The 18,184-nt window shown below is 69.5% G+C and carries 19 protein-coding genes; 7 read left to right on the top strand and 12 right to left on the bottom strand.

Annotated features, from left to right (window positions below; genetic code table 11):
* Positions 1-22: 22 nt before the first annotated feature.
* The 9 genes from JJQ90_RS09375 to JJQ90_RS09335 all read right to left on the bottom strand — a co-directional run bounded on the left by JJQ90_RS09375 (position 23) and on the right by JJQ90_RS09335 (position 7,543).
* Positions 23-1,210, bottom strand: coding sequence for a hypothetical protein (locus tag JJQ90_RS09375; protein WP_216874640.1), 1,188 nt, complete (start codon positions 1,208-1,210; stop codon positions 23-25).
* A gap of 114 nt (positions 1,211-1,324) precedes the next feature.
* Entirely contained in the window at positions 1,325-1,819 is a 495-nt protein-coding gene (locus tag JJQ90_RS09370) for a GAF domain-containing protein (protein WP_216874638.1), read from the bottom strand.
* The gene (locus tag JJQ90_RS09365; protein ID WP_216874636.1) at positions 1,816-2,718 is read right to left on the bottom strand and encodes a branched-chain amino acid ABC transporter permease; all 903 of its coding nucleotides are present in this window, start codon (positions 2,716-2,718) and stop codon (positions 1,816-1,818) included. Before JJQ90_RS09365 ends, JJQ90_RS09370 begins: the two co-directional genes overlap by 4 nt.
* A complete protein-coding gene (locus JJQ90_RS09360) occupies positions 2,718-3,590 on the bottom strand; it encodes a branched-chain amino acid ABC transporter permease (protein WP_216874634.1) in 873 nt (290 codons plus the stop codon). Before JJQ90_RS09360 ends, JJQ90_RS09365 begins: the two co-directional genes overlap by 1 nt.
* Before the next feature lie 127 nt (positions 3,591-3,717).
* A complete protein-coding gene (locus tag JJQ90_RS09355; RefSeq protein WP_230410511.1) occupies positions 3,718-4,923 on the bottom strand; it encodes an ABC transporter substrate-binding protein in 1,206 nt (401 codons plus the stop codon).
* 31 nt (positions 4,924-4,954) lie between these two features.
* On the bottom strand, positions 4,955-5,668 hold the full coding sequence (locus JJQ90_RS09350; protein ID WP_216874632.1) for an ABC transporter ATP-binding protein: 714 nt from the start codon (positions 5,666-5,668) through the stop codon (positions 4,955-4,957).
* Positions 5,665-6,453: an ABC transporter ATP-binding protein gene (locus JJQ90_RS09345; protein WP_216874630.1), complete on the bottom strand. Its 789-nt coding sequence runs from the start codon at positions 6,451-6,453 to the stop codon at positions 5,665-5,667. Before JJQ90_RS09345 ends, JJQ90_RS09350 begins: the two co-directional genes overlap by 4 nt.
* Positions 6,454-6,522: 69 nt before the next feature.
* Positions 6,523-6,744, bottom strand: coding sequence for a hypothetical protein (locus tag JJQ90_RS09340; protein ID WP_216874628.1), 222 nt, complete (start codon positions 6,742-6,744; stop codon positions 6,523-6,525).
* Between the two features lie 184 nt (positions 6,745-6,928).
* Positions 6,929-7,543, bottom strand: a complete 615-nt coding sequence (locus tag JJQ90_RS09335) for a nuclear transport factor 2 family protein (RefSeq protein WP_216874626.1) — start codon at positions 7,541-7,543, stop codon at positions 6,929-6,931.
* A gap of 130 nt (positions 7,544-7,673) precedes the next feature.
* On the opposite strand from JJQ90_RS09335, the gene JJQ90_RS09330 reads away from it, so the two are divergent.
* The 4 genes from JJQ90_RS09330 (at position 7,674) to JJQ90_RS09315 (ending at position 11,790) form a co-directional block, all read left to right on the top strand.
* The gene (locus JJQ90_RS09330) at positions 7,674-8,645 is read left to right on the top strand and encodes a tripartite tricarboxylate transporter substrate-binding protein (protein ID WP_216874624.1); all 972 of its coding nucleotides are present in this window, start codon (positions 7,674-7,676) and stop codon (positions 8,643-8,645) included.
* A gap of 11 nt (positions 8,646-8,656) precedes the next feature.
* Complete coding sequence (locus JJQ90_RS09325; protein WP_216874621.1) at positions 8,657-9,259, top strand: nitroreductase family protein; 603 nt, start codon at positions 8,657-8,659, stop codon at positions 9,257-9,259.
* 259 nt (positions 9,260-9,518) lie between these two features.
* Positions 9,519-10,265, top strand: coding sequence for a response regulator (locus JJQ90_RS09320; protein ID WP_216874619.1), 747 nt, complete (start codon positions 9,519-9,521; stop codon positions 10,263-10,265).
* Positions 10,153-11,790: a PAS domain-containing sensor histidine kinase gene (locus JJQ90_RS09315; RefSeq protein WP_329959417.1), complete on the top strand. Its 1,638-nt coding sequence runs from the start codon at positions 10,153-10,155 to the stop codon at positions 11,788-11,790. Before JJQ90_RS09320 ends, JJQ90_RS09315 begins: the two co-directional genes overlap by 113 nt.
* 408 nt (positions 11,791-12,198) lie before the next feature.
* Here the strand turns inward: JJQ90_RS09315 and JJQ90_RS09310 are convergent, their stop codons facing one another.
* Positions 12,199-12,795, bottom strand: coding sequence for a nucleotidyltransferase domain-containing protein (locus JJQ90_RS09310; protein ID WP_216874616.1), 597 nt, complete (start codon positions 12,793-12,795; stop codon positions 12,199-12,201).
* Positions 12,796-12,988: 193 nt separating this feature from the next.
* Positions 12,989-14,032, bottom strand: coding sequence for an alpha/beta hydrolase (locus JJQ90_RS09305; RefSeq protein ID WP_216874615.1), 1,044 nt, complete (start codon positions 14,030-14,032; stop codon positions 12,989-12,991).
* Between the two features lie 119 nt (positions 14,033-14,151).
* Here JJQ90_RS09305 and JJQ90_RS09300 point away from each other — a divergent pair, with 119 nt between their 5' ends.
* The 3 genes from JJQ90_RS09300 (at position 14,152) to JJQ90_RS09290 (ending at position 17,107) form a co-directional block, all read left to right on the top strand.
* Positions 14,152-15,561 carry an MATE family efflux transporter gene (locus JJQ90_RS09300; protein WP_216874614.1) on the top strand — a complete coding sequence of 470 codons (1,410 nt, stop codon included), beginning with the start codon at positions 14,152-14,154 and terminating at the stop codon, positions 15,559-15,561.
* Between the two features lie 54 nt (positions 15,562-15,615).
* Positions 15,616-16,038 carry a hotdog fold thioesterase gene (locus tag JJQ90_RS09295; RefSeq protein ID WP_216874613.1) on the top strand — a complete coding sequence of 141 codons (423 nt, stop codon included), beginning with the start codon at positions 15,616-15,618 and terminating at the stop codon, positions 16,036-16,038.
* A gap of 67 nt (positions 16,039-16,105) precedes the next feature.
* Positions 16,106-17,107, top strand: a complete 1,002-nt coding sequence (locus tag JJQ90_RS09290) for an asparaginase (protein ID WP_216874612.1) — start codon at positions 16,106-16,108, stop codon at positions 17,105-17,107.
* A gap of 183 nt (positions 17,108-17,290) precedes the next feature.
* Here the strand turns inward: JJQ90_RS09290 and JJQ90_RS09285 are convergent, their stop codons facing one another.
* Complete coding sequence (locus tag JJQ90_RS09285) at positions 17,291-18,157, bottom strand: EipB family protein (RefSeq protein WP_216874611.1); 867 nt, start codon at positions 18,155-18,157, stop codon at positions 17,291-17,293.
* Between the last annotated feature and the right edge of the window lie 27 nt (positions 18,158-18,184).

Raw genomic sequence — 18,184 nt, 5'->3', positions numbered from 1 at the left:
CTTTCGTTGATGTGGCCCGGCTTCAGACCGGCCAGGCTTCCAACAGATCCACCGGGTCGCCATAGGTCTCCGCCAGGGCGCGCACCTTGGGATCGCGCAGCGACAGCAGGTAACCATCCTCGACCAGCGGACGGTTCCCCGCCGTCACCGTGGCGTCGTAGAGCACCAGATCCATGTGGATATGCGGCTCCTCCCAATTCGGCATCACGCGGCGGAGGTATTCCGATGGTTTCGGCGCGTTGATGCCGACATGCAGGCTGCCCGGCGAATTGGGGCCGGCGGGGTAGATGTCGAAGCGCGGGGCCTTGGGGTTATGGCCGCAGCCCAGCTCCTCCAGCGTGCCGCCGATCAGGTAGTCGCGCATCACCTCGGCGGCGAAGCCCTCGCCATGCACGGCGTGGACCAGGTCGTCCTTGAATTCGACGCCGACCGGGCTTTCGAAGGGCTTGTCGAAGCCGACCGCCCAATTCGCCCAGACCGTGCCGGAGACGCCCACCTTGTCCTCCGGCTTCAGCCCGACCATCGAATATTCGAACAGGTTCGGCCCATGCGTCGGCAGGTAGTGCACGTAGCAGCCGGGCTCATCCGCCACGTTGTGGCCGCGCCAGCGGTTGTGCTTCCGCAGGTGCTGGAGCATCGCATCGGTGTAGGGGATGCGCAGGTCGGTGCCGCGCGGGTCGGACAGGCGCAACGTGAAGTCGCCCTGTTCCGGGAACAGCCGGCCCGTGGCGCGGATGATCTCGCCCAGCAGGTCCAGCGGGAACTGCGCCTGCGGCGTGTGCAGCAGGTCGAGGTCGCGGAAGAAGGTGATCTTCACCCAGCGCTGCCCCTGGTTGCGGCGCAGCCCGATGCAATAGGGATCGAGCACGGAGGCGAACCAGGTGGAGACGACGAAGGTGGCCCGCGACAGCATCGCCTTCGCCTCCTCCGGCACCGTCACATAGCGGGTGCTCTCGCCCATGTAGCTGGCGAAGGTGGCGCCTCGCCCGCGCGCGAGGCCCTGCACGGCCTGGATCACGCGCGGGTCCAGCAGCGGGTCGGTCAGCATCACAACATGGTCGCCGGGGCGGATCGCCATGACCCGGCAGAAATTGTCCACGCCGCGCAGATAGGCGCCGATATCGGCAGGCTTGTGCTGCACCGGCCGCGGCAGGCCGCGGCGCGTCGGCGCGGCCAGGATGTCTTCGATGCGCGTCGGGAAGCGCGACATGGGGTTTCCTCCGCTGGGTCGTTGAGACCCTTACATCCCTAAGTATTGCGGAGGGACGGCGCCGCCGTCCAGCCCCCCTTTGGAAGGTTGGACGGCGCAATGCGGGCGGGGTGGCTAACCCTCCGCGATCACCTTCAGCACGCCCGGCACGGCGAGTGCGGCGAAGTGCCGGGCGGTGGCGATGTCGGCCTCACTGTACCAGCCGGCCTCATGCAGCAGGTTGATGGTGGCGATGCTCTGGCCGTTCCAGCGGACGGGGACATTCAGCACGCTCTCGCAGCCCAGGCTGCGGATCAACTCGTGGTCGTAGAAGACGTCGGTGATGTCCGCGTAGTTGTAGCCGACATAGGGCACGCCCTCGCCGAGGACCTTCTGGAACCAGGGCGTGGTCGTGATCGGCTTGCGGCCGCCGACGGGGTATTCCTTCGGCATGTTGGAATAGTAGCGCTGGCTCTCCTGCGCGCCCGGATGGATCACCAGGATGGTGAACAGCTTGTGGCCGATCGCCTGGCCCATGGCGGCGTCGAGCGCGGCGAACAGCGTGCCGGGTTGGCCGGCTTCCGCCATGGCGCTGACAACGGGCGAGAAATCGGGGACGGGGCGGGTCATGGGAAGGCCTTGGTGCGGGTTTTCTCGGGGATCAGGCCCTGCGGCCGGAAGCGCAGCAGCAGGATCAGGCTCAGCGCGATGGCGCCCTCGCGCAAGGCCGCCTTCTGCACCGGGCTGACGCCGGGGATGATGGCGGAGAGGAAGCGCGTCGATTCCAGCAGCGCGATGACGAACAGCGCGCCGATGATCGCGCCGCGCATGGCGCCGACGCCGCCGGCCGTCAGCGCCAGCACGATGTAGATGGTCAGCAGCGGCGCAAAACCGTCGGGGGCGATGTAGGCGTTGTAGTGGGCATAGAGCGCGCCCGCCCCGCCCAGCACCGCAGCGCCGATGGTGAAGGCGCGCACCTTGAACCACAGCACCGGCTTGCCGGCGACGGCGGCGACATCCTCATCCTCCCGGATCGCGCGCAGCACGCGGCCGAAGGGGGAATGCGACAGGCGCGCGAGCAGCACGAAGACCACGGCGACGGCCGTCCAGACGATGCCGAGATAGATCAGGTTGAACTCGGGCGGCGAGACATCGCCGCGCCAGGGACCGGGGATGCCCGAAATGCCGTCCGTGCCATTGGTCAGCCAGATTTCGTTGGAGGCCGTCAGGCGGATGACTTCCGCAAAACCCAGCGTGACGATGGCGAGATAGTCGCCGCGCAGCCGCGCCACGATCAGCGCCATGACGGCGCCCGCGGCGGCGGCCACCACGGCGCCCGCGGCCCAGCCCAGCGGCATCGGCCAGAACAGTTTTGTCGTCAGCAGCGCGGAGGCATAGGCGCCGAGGGCGAAGAAGCCGACCAGGCCGAGATTGACCATGCCGGTCAGTCCCCAGATCACGTTCAGCCCCAGCGCCATCAGCGCATAGAAGCCGGCGAAGACCAGCATGGCGATCAGATAGGCGTCCATCAGTTCCGCCCCCCGAGAATCCCCTGCGGCCGGAACATCAGCACCAGCAGGATGGCGAGGAAGGCGGTGACGGTGCGGTAGGCCGGCGACAGCACCAGCCCGGCCATTTCTTCTCCGACGCCGACCACCATCGCGCCCAGCGCCGCGCCGGGGATGGAGCCGAGCCCACCCACCACGGCAGCCGCGAAGACCGACAGCACGACGCGAAAACCCGTGAGCGGATCGATGGAAGTGTCGATGCCGATCAGCATGCCGCCGCAGCCCGCCAGCCCGCCGCCGATGAACACCGCGACCCGCGCGATACGGTTGGGATCGACGCCCTTGATGTCGGCCAGCACGGGATTGTCGGCGACGGCCCGCATGGCACGCCCCAGTCGCGAAAAGCCCAGCAGCAGAAAAAGCCCGCCCGCCGCGACGATGGCATAGCCCGTGTTCTGCAATTGCTGCGGGTTGATGCGGATGCCGTCGAAGCGCCAGTCGCGCAGGATCGGCAGGTCATAGCCGCGCAGGTCATTGCCGAAGCTGAACCGCAGGATGTTCTCCAGCAGGATGGTCATGGCGACGGAGGCGATGGCGACCGTCAGCGGCCCGGCCGGGCGCAGCGGCCGGAAGGCCAGTTCCTCCGCCGTCAGGGAGACCAGCCCCGCCACCAGGAAGGCGAGCGGTAGCGCCAGACCCACCGGCCAGCCATAGACCGCATTCGCCACCCAGCCCGCGAAGGCGCCGGCGGTGGCGAAGCCGGCGATGGCGAAGTTGGGGTAGCGCAGCACCGCGAAGATGCAGTTGAAGCCGATGGCGGGCAGCATCAGCACGCTGCCCGCCATCACGCCGTTCAGCAGGACCTGCGCGAGGTCCCTCCAATCTTGAATCATTTTCGTGCCCTCAGGCGCCGGGCGCACGCTCCGCGTGCTTGGCTGCGCGGCATAAGCCGCGGCGGCCGTTCGGCCGCTCGGCCGGCGGAGATCGCCGGCCGCAGGTCGTGCCCGTTCAGGATAGGGCTCAAACGAGTTCGAGCACCCGGTACGCGCCGCCCTCGGCGATCTCGTAGCGGAACTTCGTGCCGCGGATGTCGCCGCGCTCGTCGAATTCGCAGGGGCCGGAGGCGCCCTCGAAATTCACCGCGCGGCCGGCCGCGATCAGCCGCAGCCCGTCCGTGACATTGTCCACCTTCTCCCCATCGCCCTGGCAGATTTTTCGCACATTGTCCCGGATGACGCTGCCGGTGGCGTCGCCTCCTTGCGCCGCGGCCAGGATCGCCATGGTGGCGTGGTCATGAACCTGTGCCGAATAGGGATCGACCTCGGTGCTGCCGAAGGCGGCCTTCAGGCGGGTGAAGGCGGGGCTGTTGAGGTCCGGGCTCGGCTGGAAGGTGGTCAGCCCGTTGGTCACCTCGTTCGGCAACGTGCCGAAGACGCTGGCCGGCGCGGCATAGGCAAAGGTGAAGCGGCGGCCATCGAAGCCGGCGCGATACAGCTCGCGCAGCAGGATCGTCACATCCGGCAGGTAGCCGTTCAGCATCACGGTGTCGGAGTTTGACTTCATGATGGTGTCCACCTCCGAGCGGAAGGCGGTCTTGTCGCGCTCGTACACGATATAGCCGGAAACGGCGCCGCCGGCGGCGCCCAGCGTCGCGGTCATCACATCCTGGCTCGACTGCGCGAAGGGCGACTGCGCCGCCATGTGGAAGACGCGCTTCGCGCCCTTGCCGAGCAGCCACTTGCTGGCGGTCTCGATCTGCAACCTGCTGTTCGGCTGGGTGCGGAAGATATGCCCCTGATGCGGCAGCAGGGTGATGCTGTCGGCGCCGGAGACGGTGAACAGCGGCACCCGGTTCTCCCAGCACAGCGGCGCCACGGCCGTGGTGACGGAAGACGCCCAGGTGCCCATCAGCGCCTGCACGCGGTCCACATCGATCAGCTTGCGCGCGCCGCGCACGCCGGCATCCGGGTTGGTCTGGTCATCCTCGAAGGCGAGGCGGATCTGGCGGCCCTTGATGCCGCCGGCGCTGTTCGCGGCTTCGACCACGCCCTGGGCGGCGCGGAGCATGGCGGGGCCATAGGGGCCGCCCGCGCCGGTCAGCGGCGGCAGCGCGCCGAAGACCACCGGCGTGGTCTGGGAAAAGGCGCGCCCGCCAATGGCGAAGCTGGAGAAGGCCGCCGCCGCCCCCAGCAGGGCGCCACGGCGCCCGATTGTCGTCTGCATCATCCGTCAGCTTCCCTTCTGTTGTTTGTTCGTCTCAGCCGCCGAGGAACAGGCGGCGCACTTCGGGGTCGGAGGCCAGCTCGGCGGCCGGGCCGGTGCGGGCGACGCGGCCATCGACCAGCACGATGCCCTCCTCCGCAATCGCCAGCGCCTCCAGCGCATTCTGCTCCACCATCAGGATGGCGGTGCCCTCCGCATGGATGGCGGCGATGTCGTCGAACAGGCTTTCGGCGGCCTTGGGACTGAGGCCCGCCGAGGGCTCGTCCAGCAGCAGCAGCTTCGGCGCCACCATCAGCGCCATGCCCATCGCCAGGATCTGCCGCTGGCCGCCCGAGAGCGTGCGCGCCGCGCGGCGGCGCTTCTCGGCCAGCATGGGGAATCGGGCAAACAGCCCCTCCACCCGCTGCGTGACGGTGGCGCGGGGTTCCAGGTAGCCGCCCATCTCCAGATTCTCCCGCACCGAGAGGCTGGGGAAGATATTGGCCTCCTGCGGCACGAAGGCGACGCCGCGCGCCGCCACGCCACGCGGCGGCAGGCCGGTCAGCACCTCCCCGGCCAGGCGCACCTGGCCGGATTTCGCGCGCAGCATGCCGGCGATGGCCTTCAACAGCGTCGACTTGCCGGCGCCGTTCGGGCCGACGATGGCCGCCATGCGACGCTCCGGCAGCGCCACGGTGATGCCCTTGAGGATTTCATCCGCCGCGCCATAGCCGCCGACCAGCGCCTCGACTTCCAACAACGCGGTCATGCGTGCACCCGCCGGCCCATATAGGCCTCCTGCACCCGCGCATCCGCGGCGACATGCGCAAAACTGCCCTGCACCAGGAAGCGGCCTTCCGCCATGACGATGACGGGGTCGCAGAGGGAGGCGACGAAATCCATGTGGTGCTCGACGATCAGCACCGTCATGCCCTCATCCCGCAGGCTGCCGATATGCGTCGCGATCTCCGCCGAGAGGCTGGGATTCACCCCCGCCACCGGCTCATCCAGCAGCAGCAGTTTCGGTTCCGCCATCAGGGCGCGGCCGATCTCCATCAGCTTCTTCTGGCCGCCGGAGAGGGCCGCCGCCTGGTTGTCCAGCACGCGGGTCAGGTTCAGCCGCGCCGCCACCGCCTTGGCGCGCTCGCGCAGCGCCTCCTCCCGCGCCCGCATCGCGGCAGGGCGCAGGATGGCGGAGATCACCCCCTCCCCCGGCTGCGCCGGGCCATAGAGAAGCAGGTTCTCCAGCACCGTCAGGCGGGGGATGCCGCGGGCGATCTGGAAGCTGCGCACCAGGCCGGCGCCGGTGATGCGATCCGGCCGCCAGCCGGTGATGTCCCGCCCCTGGAACAGCACCTGCCCGCCATCGGGCGGGATCACGCCGGAGACGCATTGGAAGGCGGTGGACTTGCCCGCCCCGTTGGGCCCGATCAGCGCGGTGACGGTGCCCGGCCGCACCGCCAGGTCCAGCCCATCCAGGGCCACCACACCGCCGAAGCGGCGCGTCAGGGCACGGACCTCAAGGATCGGCGCAGGGGAGGAGTCGCGGGTCATGACCGCGAAGGCTACACGCGCCCCCGCCGCGCCGGAAGCGGGGTTCAGCCCCCGCCGTTCATGCGCCTTTCAGCCGATGACGGCGCGTGGGCGGCGATAGCTCGGCCGCGTGGGCAGGCTGGCCAGGGCCAGACTGGCCCGGCTGGCGGCGGCGCTCTCCACGCCGCGCGTCGCCTCAAGGGCAGTCGCGCCTTCCATAAGCCGCGTCAGCTTCGCCAGCTCCGCCGGCGAAGGCTCCCGCAACAGGCCCGAGGCGAGCATCCGCTCGCGTCGGAAAGCCTGGTCGTCCATCCCAACCTCCATCCATCACGGAAGCATTCCGCTGCCCATCCTGGGCCAGGCCATGACACGCGACCGGGCGAAAAGTTCCCGCGCGGCCGGCGCACCCTCTACCCCGCAAAGACGACGTCCATAGGGCAGCGGCGTGACGTGCAGGTGACACCGGATCGGGTTAAGCTTCGTTGAATCTACGGAATTATTCTTCCCAGCCATGCGCCTCGCCGGCCAGCCAACGGCGGCCGGCGGCGTAGAGCGCCTGCACCTTCTCCCCCTTCAGCCCGGGCATGTCGGTCTTCACCTCATAGCCGATGCCGGTCTGAAGATAGGCCAGGTGGCGATAGCCCTCCGGGAAGCGGGCCAGCAGCGCCGGGTCCAGTTCCAGCCGGGCCGCGGGGTCCACCGGGTCCATGCGGTCCTTCTCATAGATCGGCTGGCGCAGGACGATGCCCCACTTGCCGTCCCTCTGCTCGATGAAGTCGTGGAAGCGGCCGGTGCAGACCACGTCCACCAGCACCCCATGCACCTCCGCCCGTTGGCTGATGGTCATCTTCGTCTGCGCGATGGCGCGGTTGCCCGAGAGGTCCACCGAACAGCCGCCCAGGAAATGCAGGATGGAGACGCCGCGCGCCCAGCCGGCCTTGGAGGCCGCGATGAAATCCGCCGCCGAGGCCTGGCACCAGGTGGCCATCATCCGCCCGTCCTCGTGCCAGCAGGTGGCGAAGCGGTCCCAGTCGCCGGCATCGCGCCAGACCGCCCAGTTCTGCACCAGCTCGGCGACCTGCAGGCGGCGGAGGAATTCGGCATCGGACATTTCGGGTCTCCCATTCGAGCAGGCCTTGTGGCTTGCCTCCCGCCCCGCCGCAATCGGCGCTTGACCTGCGCGACCGGTGCCGTAAGGGGAAAGCAACAATCGATTGCACAATAAACGGAGGATGACGTCCATGGCCCCCCTGTCCCGCCGCGCCGCCCTGGCCCTTCCCGCCTTGCTGTTGCCGACGCTGGCAAAGGCCCAGCCCGCCTGGCCCGACCGGCCGGTGCGCTTCATCCAGGGATTCGGGGCGGGCGGCACCACGGATATCGTGGCGCGGCTGCTCGCCCCTTCCATGTCCGCCGCCTGGGGGCAGCCCGTGGTGGTGGAGAACCGGCCCGGCGCCGGCGGCACCCTGGCCGCCAATACCCTGGCCCGGGCCAATGACGGCCATACGCTGATGCTGCTCAACAACGGCTTCGCGGTGTCCGCCGCGCTGTATCGCAGCCTGCCCTATGACCCGCGCGCCGATATCGCCCCGGTCGCCATGGTCGCCTCCACCGGCCTGGTCATCCTGGCCGGCCCCAACGGGCCGAAGGACATGGCCGAGCTGGTGGCCCAGGCCAAGGCGCGGCCGGATGGGCTGAACTTCGCCACCGTCGGCGTCGGCAGCACCCAGCATTTCGTGGCGGAGGCGGTGCAGACCGCCGGCGGCTTCAAGATGACCCATGTGCCCTATCGCGGCACCCCCGCCGCCATCATCGCCCTGCGCAACAATGAGGTGCAGATGGTGGCGGAGACCGCCTCCGCCGTGCTCGGCCAGATTCGCGGCGGGGAGGTGCGCGCTTTGGCCATCACCTCCGGCACCCGTTCCCCCTTGCTGCCGGAGGTGCCGACGGTGGCGGAGGCGCTGGGCGCCGCCGATTTCGACATCGTCACCTGGTACGCCATCGGCACCCCCGCCAATACACCGCTCGCCGTGGTCCAGCGCATCACCGCCGTGGCCCAGGCGATGCATGCCGATGTCGAGCTCCAGGCCCGGCTCGGCGCCCTCGGCCTGTCACCCCGCGCGCCGGGCACGCCGGACCAGACCCGCGCCGCCGTGCATGCCGAAATGGCCCGCTGGACCGAGGTGGTGACGCGGACCAACATGGAACGCCAATGAAGGAGACTTGCGTGACCGATCGCTCCGCCCCCACCGCCCACCCCATCCACGACCTGCTGCGGGCGCGCTGGAGCCCGCGCAGCTTCACCGATGCGCCGGTGAGCGCGGCGCAGGAGGCCAGCCTGCTGGAAGCGGCGCGCTGGTCGGCCTCCTGCTTCAACGAGCAGCCCTGGGTCTTCATCACCGCGCGTCGGGCGGATGCGCCGGAGGATTTCGCGAAGCTGGCCTCGCTGCTCAGCGCCAACAACCAGGCCTGGGCGCCGAAGGCCGGGCTGCTGATGATCGGCTTCGCCCGGTCCAGCTTCGCCGCCAATGGCAATCCCAATGCCGTCGCGGCCTATGACCTCGGCCAGGCCGTGGCGCAGATGGCGCTTCAGGCGGTGGCGCTGGGCCTCGGCAGCCACCAGATGCGCGGCTTCGACCTGGCAAGGGCGACGGCGGAGCTGGGCGTGCCGGAGGGGCATGAGCCGGTTGTCGCCATCGCCTTCGGCGTGACCGGCACGCCCGACCTGCTGCCGGAGAAGATCGCCGAACGGGAAGTGGCGCCCAGGGTCCGCAAGCCGATCACGGACTTCGCCCATCTCGGCCGCCACGGCACGCCGCTGAAGCTGTAGCGCAAAGCCGCGCCGCCTTCCGGGGCGGCGCGGCCAGCCGGGTCAATCCCGCGCCGCCAGCCGGGACAACCAGCGGCGGGACAGCACCTCCCAAAGGGTTTCCTCGCAGGACATCGGCGCTTCTCCGCAATGCCTCCCCGATGTGCCGCAGACAGGTTTCGCCGCGGTTTCGCGGCGGCGGTGGCCTGTTGTGCTTTATTGCGCGCCCGTCCTCGGCCATGCTCCGCGCCAGCCCCCACCCCGAAGGACGCTGCCGCCCATGGCGGACTCCCCCGCGATCATCATCTGCGACGATGAAACCGACCTACGCGAGGCCATCGCCGAATACCTGACCCGTCGCGGCTTCGCCGTGCGCCAGGCGCCCGATGCCGCCGCGCTGCGCCACCTGCTCACGGAGTCCACGGCCGATCTCGTGCTGCTCGATATCGCCATGCCGGGGGAGGATGGCCTGTCGCTGGCCCGCGCACTGCGCGCCGAATCGGATATCGGCATCGTCATGCTCTCGGCGGCGGGGGATGTGGTGGACCGGGTGGTGGGACTCGAGGTCGGCGCCGACGACTACATCGCCAAGCCGGTCGATCTGCGCGAACTGCTCGCCCGACTGCGCGCCGTGCTGCGGCGGCGGGAGGCAACGGCCGCCGCGCTGCCGGCCCTGCCCACCGCACCGCCCACCAGGCTCCTCGCCGCCGCCCACCGCATCCGCATGGGCCGCACCTGGCTGGATCTGGAGGCCCGCCGCCTGACCGGGCCGGAAGGGCAGGAGATTCCCCTCGGCCCCTCCGAATTCGCTTTGCTCCGCGCCTTCGCCGAGCGCCCCGGCCGGGTCCTGACGCGAGAGGCGCTGCTGGAACTCGCCCATCCCAGGGGGGATGAGCATTTCGACCGCTCCATCGATGTCCGCATCGCCCGCATCCGCCGCAAGGTGGAAGCCGTGCCGGACCGTCCCGCGGTCATCCGCACCATTCGCGGCGCCGGCTATGTCTTCGATCCCAGCGCCGAGAGCTGAGGCGATCCCGGGCGGGGGAGCCCCAAGGGACGCAGCAGGGGACGCAGGCGGGGAAGCCGATGTCGCCCTGCTGCGCGGCGTGCTGGATGCGGCGCCGACGCGGGTCTGCGTCATCTCCCGCGACCGGCGCTATCTGTATGTGAACCGGGAATTCACCGAATTCGCCCAGCGCCCGATGGAGGAAATCCTTCGCCTGCACACCCGCGACCTGGTGGGGGAGGAGGTGTCGGCGCGGCTCGACCCCTATGCCGACCGCGCCTTGGCCGGGGAGGTGGTCAGCCTGGAAGGCTGGATCAATTACCGGCGCAATGGCCGCCGCTTCATCGCCTGGACCTTTACCCCCTTTGGCACCGCCACCGGCCGCCAGGACGCCTTCATCCTGTTCATGCGCGACCTGACCGACCAGAAACTGCGGGAGGAGGAGGCGGAGGCCAATCGCGACCGGCTGCGCGCCATCCTGGAAGGGATCGCCGACGGGGTGAATATCGTCGCCCCCGATTCGCGGCTGGTGCTCGCCAATCCCGGCTTCCTGCGGATGTTCGACTTTCCGCCCGAACTCGGCACGCCCGGCACGCCGCTGGCCGATTTCGTCCGCAACCGCCTGCGCCGCGCCGATCTGCGCCCCGACGAGGATCCCCGCGATCCCGAGGAGGCGATGGTGCAACGCCGCGTTACCGACATCATGAACCGCCCGCCGGGGCGGCAGGAGGAAACCCGGCCGGACGGCAGCATCATCGAACTGCGCACCACCCGCCTCGCCGATGGCACGCTGGTCAACACCTATAGCGACCTGACCCTGCAGCGGGAGGCCGAGCGCACCCGCCGCGCCAACCTGGAGGCGCTGCGGCGGAATGAGCGGCTGTCCGCCATCGCCTCCCTGCTCGGCGGCGTGGCGCATGAGATCAACAACCCCCTGGCCGTGGTCGCCGCCCAGGCCCTGCTGCTGGCTGAAGAAGCGGAGGGCACGCCCCTGGCCGAGCGGGCGGAGAAGGTGCGCCTCGCCGCCGAGCGCTGCGGCCGCATCGTCACCAGCCTGCTCGCCTCCGCCCGCCAGCAGCCCCCGAAGCGGGAGGTGGTGGACCTGGCCCAGGTGCTGGAGGCCGGGCTGGAGCTGGCCGAGACCGCCGAGACGGTGGAGCTGGTGACGGAGGTGCCGCCCGGCCTGCCGGCGATCCGTGGCGATGCCGTGCAGCTCGCGCATCTCGTCGGCAACCTCGTCGGCAATGCCCGCGCCGCGCTGGCCGGGCACGCCGTGCCCGATGGGCGCCCCCGCATCCTGCTGCGGCTAAGCGCCCTGCCGGAGGCGGTGGAGTTGCGGGTGGAGGATAATGGCCCGGGAATTCCGGAAGCGCTGCGGGAGCGCGTCTTCGACCCCTTCTTCACCACCAAGCCGCAGGGCCAGGGCACCGGCGTCGGCCTTGCCCTGTGCCGCACCATCGCCAAGGCGCATGGTGGCAGCATCGCCGTGGAAACGGCGGCGGGGGGCGGGGCCGCTTTGGTGGTCCGGCTGCCCCGGCCAAATTAACAAGCGGCAGTATTTGAGCGGTACCGGAGAGAACTGTCGCTAAGCCACACATAAGCGCGACCTCAATCAGTACCGTAACAATAACCGGCGACCACTAGCCGACCAAAGCGCTAAACTGACCCATCTTTAAGGGATGCCCAGGATTTGGATCGTGCAGCCATAGCTTGACGCCCCAGGCTCAAAAAACGTACGCCATAACACACAACAGAGGCGCTATTATCCCGAACGTAATCTCGCATAGGCTCAGGACTCATTTGCCGAGCCAGAAGATTGACTGTGGCAGCGATGCAGATGGGGGAAATCGACAGATCTTCCTGCCGCGCTTGAAGCACGACGCTACATCGGATGGAATCCAGCTGTTCATTCAAGATCCGCTCTGCGGACGGAGCCTGCGTTTGTAGTGTTCCCTTATAAACGCGTTATCCATTCATGCCCGGGATGCAGGGCCTCTAGCCAAAGGCGCAGATCAAGCTTTTCCTGGAAATTGAGTTTGGGGAGCGCGGCCTCGAAGTCGCGCTCGTCTTTCTCTCTACGGTACTTTGCCTTGAAGAGCAGAACGTTGGCCGGTGCGAGATAGGGAGTACCCAGTTCGTTCCTTCGAACAGCGGCCGCTCTGGGCATCTGGATCGAACGATCACGTTTGTACGCCCAGACTTCCGGCGTTCCCCGCTCCACCATCATATCAATACGCCAGAAACCAGCGGCTGTGTCAGCGCCCCAAAGCTGCCAAAGGTCTGCCGGTGGCCCAGCGTTTGGGGCGAGGTAGGAGAGCTTCCCCTCCCTTACCTCAAAGAAATCCAGCTCGGACAAGATTTTGCGGCAACCATCTATGCCGGCGGGTAGAACGGCGAATTCCAGATCTTCATGCGCCCGGGTCTGATGGCCGTGCCACAGGTCCAAAGCCCAACCACCGACGACATACCAGTCTGATCTCCAGCGTCCAAGACGTGCATGCAGCTCATCTGGCGACCAGGCATCCCAAGAATCTTCTGGGAGAGGATTCATACGGAGGACCAGACTCGGGTTGGTACGAATTCAGGCATCTTGTTGGGCCAACGTCCGATCTGACGCAATAGGATCGAGTCATCCGGGTCTTTCGCCCGGTTTATAGGTCCTGAACCTGGGATAGCAGCCCTCAAAATAGACGCATCCCGGGATCCATCTACAAAGACTCATGACCTCGCCTGTCGATAGCGCCTCAGGCCGCAGATTCCTCCAGGAAGCCCTGCACCGCCTGGAACAGCGCGCCGCGATTGCGCTCCATCCACATGTTGTGGGTGCCTTCCGCCAGCACGGTCATGCGCTTGCCGGGGGATTGCGTCATCAGCCCGAAGATGGCGAGGCCGAGCGGCGCCGGGGTGGTGCGGTCCCACTCGCCGACCACGATCAGGCTGGGCGCGGTGACCTTGCCCGGCTCCCACCAGGGCTTGCCGGCATTCCAGAACTCCCGCCCATCCGCCACCGGGCCGTTCGGCACGCGGAGGACGGAGGGGTTGGCGCGGATGCCATCGGGGTCGAGCGCCCAGGTGACGCCGGCGAAATGCTCGAACCAGCCGGGCGGGATCAGCCCGGCGCGCTGCGCTTCCGGCGCCTGGGCCAGGATACCCTCCCGCAAGGCGCGCTGGGTCAGCGGCCGCCAGGCGCCGAGCGGACCGCCGCCGGGATCTGTCCGGCTCGGCCCGTCGCGCAGCCAGGGCGGCGCGAACAGCACCAGGCGTTCCACCTGCGCCGGCTGGTCGGCGGCGAAACGGCCCACCAGCTTGGTGCCCCAGCTATGGCCCAGCAGCGAGAGCTTTTCGAGCGACCGGCGCTGCTTGATGAAATTCACCGCCGCCGTCAGATCCGCCATCGCCTGCGTGCCACGCGTGACCGGCGGGTTCTGGTCCGCCGGCTGGGACATGGCTGGCGGCCGGGTGGACCGACCGAATCCGGAAATATCCAGCGTCCAGACATCGAAGCCGCGCCCGGCGATGTAGTCCATCCAGGACACGCCACCGAAGGGCAGGTCGAAGGAGGAGGAGGCACCGAAGCCCGCGCCATGGACCATCAGCAGGGTGCGGCTGGCGCCGGTCGTGGCGCCTTCCGGCCGCTTGCTGCGCAGGAACACCTCGATGCCCTCGCCGCTCGGCACCATGAATTCCTCGGTGACGATCTGCGGCGCGGCCTGGGCGTGGGCGCCCCGCGGCAAGGCGCTGGCCAGCGCGGCCAAAGCGGGCGCGGCGAGGATATGGCGTCGCTTCATGAACCAGGCTCCGGACGTCTGTTGCGGCCAATGTAGCCCTGGCCGCGTCCACCCCCAAGGGCCGCGCGCGCGAAGGTCACGGGACGCCGGCCGTGATCCGGGCTATGCCCTCGCCCGCCATGTCACACACAAGAAGCACCACCACCGGCAGGCTCGGCGCCTGGGGACCGGAAGTCTGGACCACGCTCGCCCTCGCCTGGCCTCTGGTGCTGACGAACCTCTCGCAATTCGCCCTGTCGCTGACCGATGCGCTGTTCCTCGGCCGGGTGTCCACCGAAGCCCTGGCGGCCGCGACGCTGGGCGGCAACCTGTATTTCGCCGCGCTCTCCCCGGCCTTCGGACTGGCCCTGGCGGCAGGACCCATGTGCGCGCAGACGCGCGGTCGCGGGCGCGGCCATCTGCGCGGCATGCGGCGGGATGTGCGGGCCGCCTTCTGGGCCTGCGCCGCGGCCACCATCCCTGTCTGGCTGGCGCTCTGGCATACGGAGGCGCTGCTGCGCGGGTTGGGCCAGGACCCGCTGCTGGCGGCGCTGGCGGCCGAGTATGTCGGCGCGCTGATGTGGGGCATGCCGCTGTTCTGCGGCTTCGTCGTGCTGCGCGGCTTCCTCTCCGCCGAGCAGCGGCCGATCTCGGCCCTGGTGGTGTCCTTCATCGGCGTCGCCGTGAACGTGCCGCTGAACTACTGGCTGATCCATGGCGGCTGGGGCATTCCGCCGCTCGGGGTGCTGGGTGCCGGCATCGCCTCCGCGCTCTGCAACCTGGTGATGTTCGCCGGGCTGGTGGGCTTCATTGCCTGGGACCGGCATCTGCGCCGCTACCACCTGTTCGGCCGGCTCTGGCGCTTCGACCTGGCCCGGCTGCGGGAGGTGGCGCAGATCGGCCTGCCCATCGCCGGGTCGATGGCGCTGGAGATCTCCGTCTTCGCCTTCGCCGCCATCGCCATGGGCTGGTTCGGCGCCGTCGCCGTCGCGGCCCATGCCATCGCGGTGCAGATCGCCTCCGCCACCTTCATGGTGCCCATGGGCATCGCCCAGGCGGCGACCGCCCGCGTCGGGTTGATGACCGGCGCCGGGCGGGCCACGGCCGCGGCGCGCGCGGGGTGGATCGGCATCGCGCTCGGGGCCGGCTTCATGGCGGTGTCGGCGGCGATGCTGGTGGCGCTGGCCGGGTCGATCGCCTGGCTGTTCCTGGCCCCGGGCAATCCGGGTGCTGCGGAAACCGCGGCGCTGGCCGCGACCATGCTGGTGCTGGCCGGGCTGTTCCAGCTTTCCGACGGGGTGCAGGCCGTGGCCTCCGGCGCGCTGCGCGGGCTGAAGGACACAAGGGTGCCAATGCTGCTGGCCGGGCTGGGCTACTGGATCATCGGCCTGCCGCTGGGGCTGCTGCTGGCCCTGCCGGGCGGATTCGGGCCGATCGGGCTGTGGATCGGGCTTTCGGCCGGGCTGTTCCTGGTGGCCGGCATGATGCTCGCCCGCTGGATGCGGCTTTCCGCCAGCGGTGGCTTGACGCTGCGCCGCCGGCTGGGATGACTGGCGGCCTCGCCAAGACGAAACTTGCGCGGCTTGGCCGCGACGGAGCCCGCCATGTCCCTGTGGAAACGCGACTGGACCCCGGACCAGATCAACGCCCGCATGGCCGATACCATGGCCGGGCTGCTGGACATCGCGGTGACGCAGGTGGCCCCGGATGCGCTGCACGCGACCATGCCGGTGGATGCCCGCCACGCCCAGCCCTTCGGCCTGCTGCATGGCGGCTGCAGCGTGGTGCTGAGCGAGACGCTCGGCACGCTGGCCTGCATCATGACCCTGCCCGGCCATCAGCGCGCGGTCGGCATCGAGGTGAACGCCAACCACATGGCCGGTGTGAAACGCGGAGAGGTCGTGACCGCCATCTGCCGCCCGCTGCACACCGGCGCGCGCACCCATGTCTGGCAGACCGAGATCCGCCGCCCCGACGGCAAGCTCGCCTGCGTCTCCCGCCTCACCTGCGCGGTCGTGGATGCGTGATGGCCCGCGGCGCCGTCAAACGCGGGGCGGACTGCCTTTCCTCGTGCCCGAACTGGAGAACAGCCCCATGAGCAAACCGAAAGTCGCCGTGATCGGCACCGGCGGCACCATCGCCTCCCAGGGGCTGCATCCGCTGGATGTGCAGGACTACGCCTCCTCCGGCCGGCCGATCCTGGATGCCGCGGCGCTGGTCGCCGGCGTGCCGGAGCTGGCGCGCGTCGCCGATGTCTTTGCCGTGCCCTTCACCGCCATCCCCTCCACCGCCATCGGCTGGTCCGACTGGCGCGCTTTGCTGGCGAAGATCGTGGAGCTGGAGGCGGCGCATCCCGACCTCGCCGGCGTGGTCATCGCCCACGGCACCGCGACGCTGGAGGAGACGGCCTATTTCCTGTCCCTCACCCTGCCCACCGACCTGCCCGTGGTGGTTACCGGCGCGCAGCGGCCCTTCACCGGCCTGTCCTCCGACGGGCCGATGAACCTGGTGGCGGCGGTGCGCGTGGCCGCCGACCCGCAGGCGCGCGGCCTCGGCGTGCTGGTGGTGCTGAATGACGAGATCCAGGCGGCGCGGGAGGTGACAAAGACCTCCACCGGCCGCATGCAGACCTTCCGCAGCCCCGATGTCGGCGTGCTCGGCCATGTCGATGCCGACCGCAACACCTTCTGGCGCCGCCCTACCCGCGTGCTGCCGCCGGCCGACCGTTTCGACATCCTGGGCCTGGAAACGCCGCCCCGCGTCGACGTGCTGTATTCGGTGGCGGGTGGCGATGGCGTCGCCGTGCATGCCTTCCTGGCGGCCGGCGCCAGGGGGCTGGTCGGCGCGGCCCTCGCCCCCGGCTTCCTGACGCCCGCCGAGCGCGCCGCCATGGGGGAGGCCATCGCCCAGGGCTGCACGGTGGTGCTGTCCTCCCGCGCCGGATCGGGGCGGACCTTCCCGACGAAGCGCTATGGGGAGGAGGGCTTCATCAATGCCGACAACCTCAACCCGCAGAAGGCCCGCATCCTGCTGATGCTGGCACTGACTCGGACCCGAGACCGGGCGGAGATCGCGGCGCTGTTCGACGCCGCGTGATGCCTATGGCCCTTCGGGCCACCCTCAGGCGTGCCGCAGGCACGCCTATGGCGTGACGGGCGCCGCGCATCCGCGCGGCTTGGCTCATCGCGCCGAAGGCACGCCTTTGGCGCGACGCATTTGCGGCGGTGCCCATTCGGGCGCTCGGACCGGTCAAGCGACCGGCCCGCCGGGTCGTGCCGATCAGCAGCCGCCCGGCAGCGGGGACAGTTCCAGGGCCTGGCCGGTGACGGAAAACTCGCCGAAATCCATGACGATCTCATCCGCCACGCCATTGTCGTAGTAGCGCAGCCCGACCTCGTAATCGGGCTGGGAGGCACCGCCGGACGCCGCGCCGCGTTCGAAGAAGGCGATGCGCATATGGCCGGAGGCCGCGCCGGTCAGCAGCGGGAAGCGCGGCGCGCCGGTCGCCTGCACCCAGCTCGGGATCACCGTGGTGGTGTCCTGCGCACCCTCATCCGAGGTGCCGTCGAACAGCGGCGAGGTCAGGATGCGCTTGCCGGCGCGGGCGGCTTCCACCGCCAGCACCGTGTGGCGCATCGGCAGCAGCGTGCCGGCGGGCAGGGTTTCCTCCTGCCCCGCGGGCTCGCTGAATCGGACGGTGCCGGAGCCATCCGGCTGGAGCGTCGCCTCGCCGGAGATGCGCTGGCTGACCGCGCCCTCCGTCGTCTGGGTCAGGGAGAAACGGAGGCTGGAATTGTCCTTGGCCTCATAGGTCGCGTAGTCGGAGACGGTCTCGATGTCCCGCCCGTCCCGGTCCGTCACCGTCATGGTCATGCGCTGGCGGGTGGCCCAGCCCTCGCAGGCATCCGCCACGTCGAAGACCATGGCGCCACGCACCGCGGCGATGCCGGAGCTGCGGCCCTCGCCGAGATCCAGCCGATAGGCGGCCCGATGCGGCGCCATGCGGGCGATGCCCGCCGCCAGTGCCTCCGCCGACACGCCGGCCCGGGGACCAGCGGTGATCGCCGGCGCCGCAGGCTGGGCCGCCGCCGGCAAGGCAAGGCAGCACAGGGCGGCGAGGAGGCTCAGGCGACGGGTCTGCTTCATGGGGGCTCCGGGATGCGTGCTGCGCTG

The organism is Falsiroseomonas oleicola (assembly GCF_019029495.1).
GTDB classification, from domain to species: Bacteria; Pseudomonadota; Alphaproteobacteria; order Acetobacterales; family Acetobacteraceae; genus Falsiroseomonas; species Falsiroseomonas oleicola.
The sequence above is the reverse complement of the archived record's forward strand: the minus strand, read 5'-3'. Positions and strand labels throughout refer to the sequence as shown.

Bases quoted from the DNA above. Each gene is read 5' to 3' on its own strand.
- JJQ90_RS09375 (WP_216874640.1), bottom strand. From the start codon at position 1,210: ATGTCGCGCTTCCCGACGCGCATCGAAGACATCCTGGCCGCGCCGACG.
- JJQ90_RS09370 (WP_216874638.1), bottom strand. From the start codon at position 1,819: ATGACCCGCCCCGTCCCCGATTTCTCGCCCGTTGTCAGCGCCATGGCG.
- JJQ90_RS09365 (WP_216874636.1), bottom strand. From the start codon at position 2,718: ATGGACGCCTATCTGATCGCCATGCTGGTCTTCGCCGGCTTCTATGCG.
- JJQ90_RS09360 (WP_216874634.1), bottom strand. From the start codon at position 3,590: ATGATTCAAGATTGGAGGGACCTCGCGCAGGTCCTGCTGAACGGCGTG.
- JJQ90_RS09355 (WP_230410511.1), bottom strand. From the start codon at position 4,923: ATGATGCAGACGACAATCGGGCGCCGTGGCGCCCTGCTGGGGGCGGCG.
- JJQ90_RS09350 (WP_216874632.1), bottom strand. From the start codon at position 5,668: ATGACCGCGTTGTTGGAAGTCGAGGCGCTGGTCGGCGGCTATGGCGCG.
- JJQ90_RS09345 (WP_216874630.1), bottom strand. From the start codon at position 6,453: ATGACCCGCGACTCCTCCCCTGCGCCGATCCTTGAGGTCCGTGCCCTG.
- JJQ90_RS09340 (WP_216874628.1), bottom strand. From the start codon at position 6,744: ATGGACGACCAGGCTTTCCGACGCGAGCGGATGCTCGCCTCGGGCCTG.
- JJQ90_RS09335 (WP_216874626.1), bottom strand. From the start codon at position 7,543: ATGTCCGATGCCGAATTCCTCCGCCGCCTGCAGGTCGCCGAGCTGGTG.
- JJQ90_RS09330 (WP_216874624.1), top strand. From the start codon at position 7,674: ATGGCCCCCCTGTCCCGCCGCGCCGCCCTGGCCCTTCCCGCCTTGCTG.
- JJQ90_RS09320 (WP_216874619.1), top strand. From the start codon at position 9,519: ATGGCGGACTCCCCCGCGATCATCATCTGCGACGATGAAACCGACCTA.
- JJQ90_RS09315 (WP_329959417.1), top strand. From the start codon at position 10,153: ATGTCCGCATCGCCCGCATCCGCCGCAAGGTGGAAGCCGTGCCGGACC.
- JJQ90_RS09310 (WP_216874616.1), bottom strand. From the start codon at position 12,795: ATGAATCCTCTCCCAGAAGATTCTTGGGATGCCTGGTCGCCAGATGAG.
- JJQ90_RS09305 (WP_216874615.1), bottom strand. From the start codon at position 14,032: ATGAAGCGACGCCATATCCTCGCCGCGCCCGCTTTGGCCGCGCTGGCC.
- JJQ90_RS09300 (WP_216874614.1), top strand. From the start codon at position 14,152: ATGTCACACACAAGAAGCACCACCACCGGCAGGCTCGGCGCCTGGGGA.
- JJQ90_RS09295 (WP_216874613.1), top strand. From the start codon at position 15,616: ATGTCCCTGTGGAAACGCGACTGGACCCCGGACCAGATCAACGCCCGC.
- JJQ90_RS09290 (WP_216874612.1), top strand. From the start codon at position 16,106: ATGAGCAAACCGAAAGTCGCCGTGATCGGCACCGGCGGCACCATCGCC.
- JJQ90_RS09285 (WP_216874611.1), bottom strand. From the start codon at position 18,157: ATGAAGCAGACCCGTCGCCTGAGCCTCCTCGCCGCCCTGTGCTGCCTT.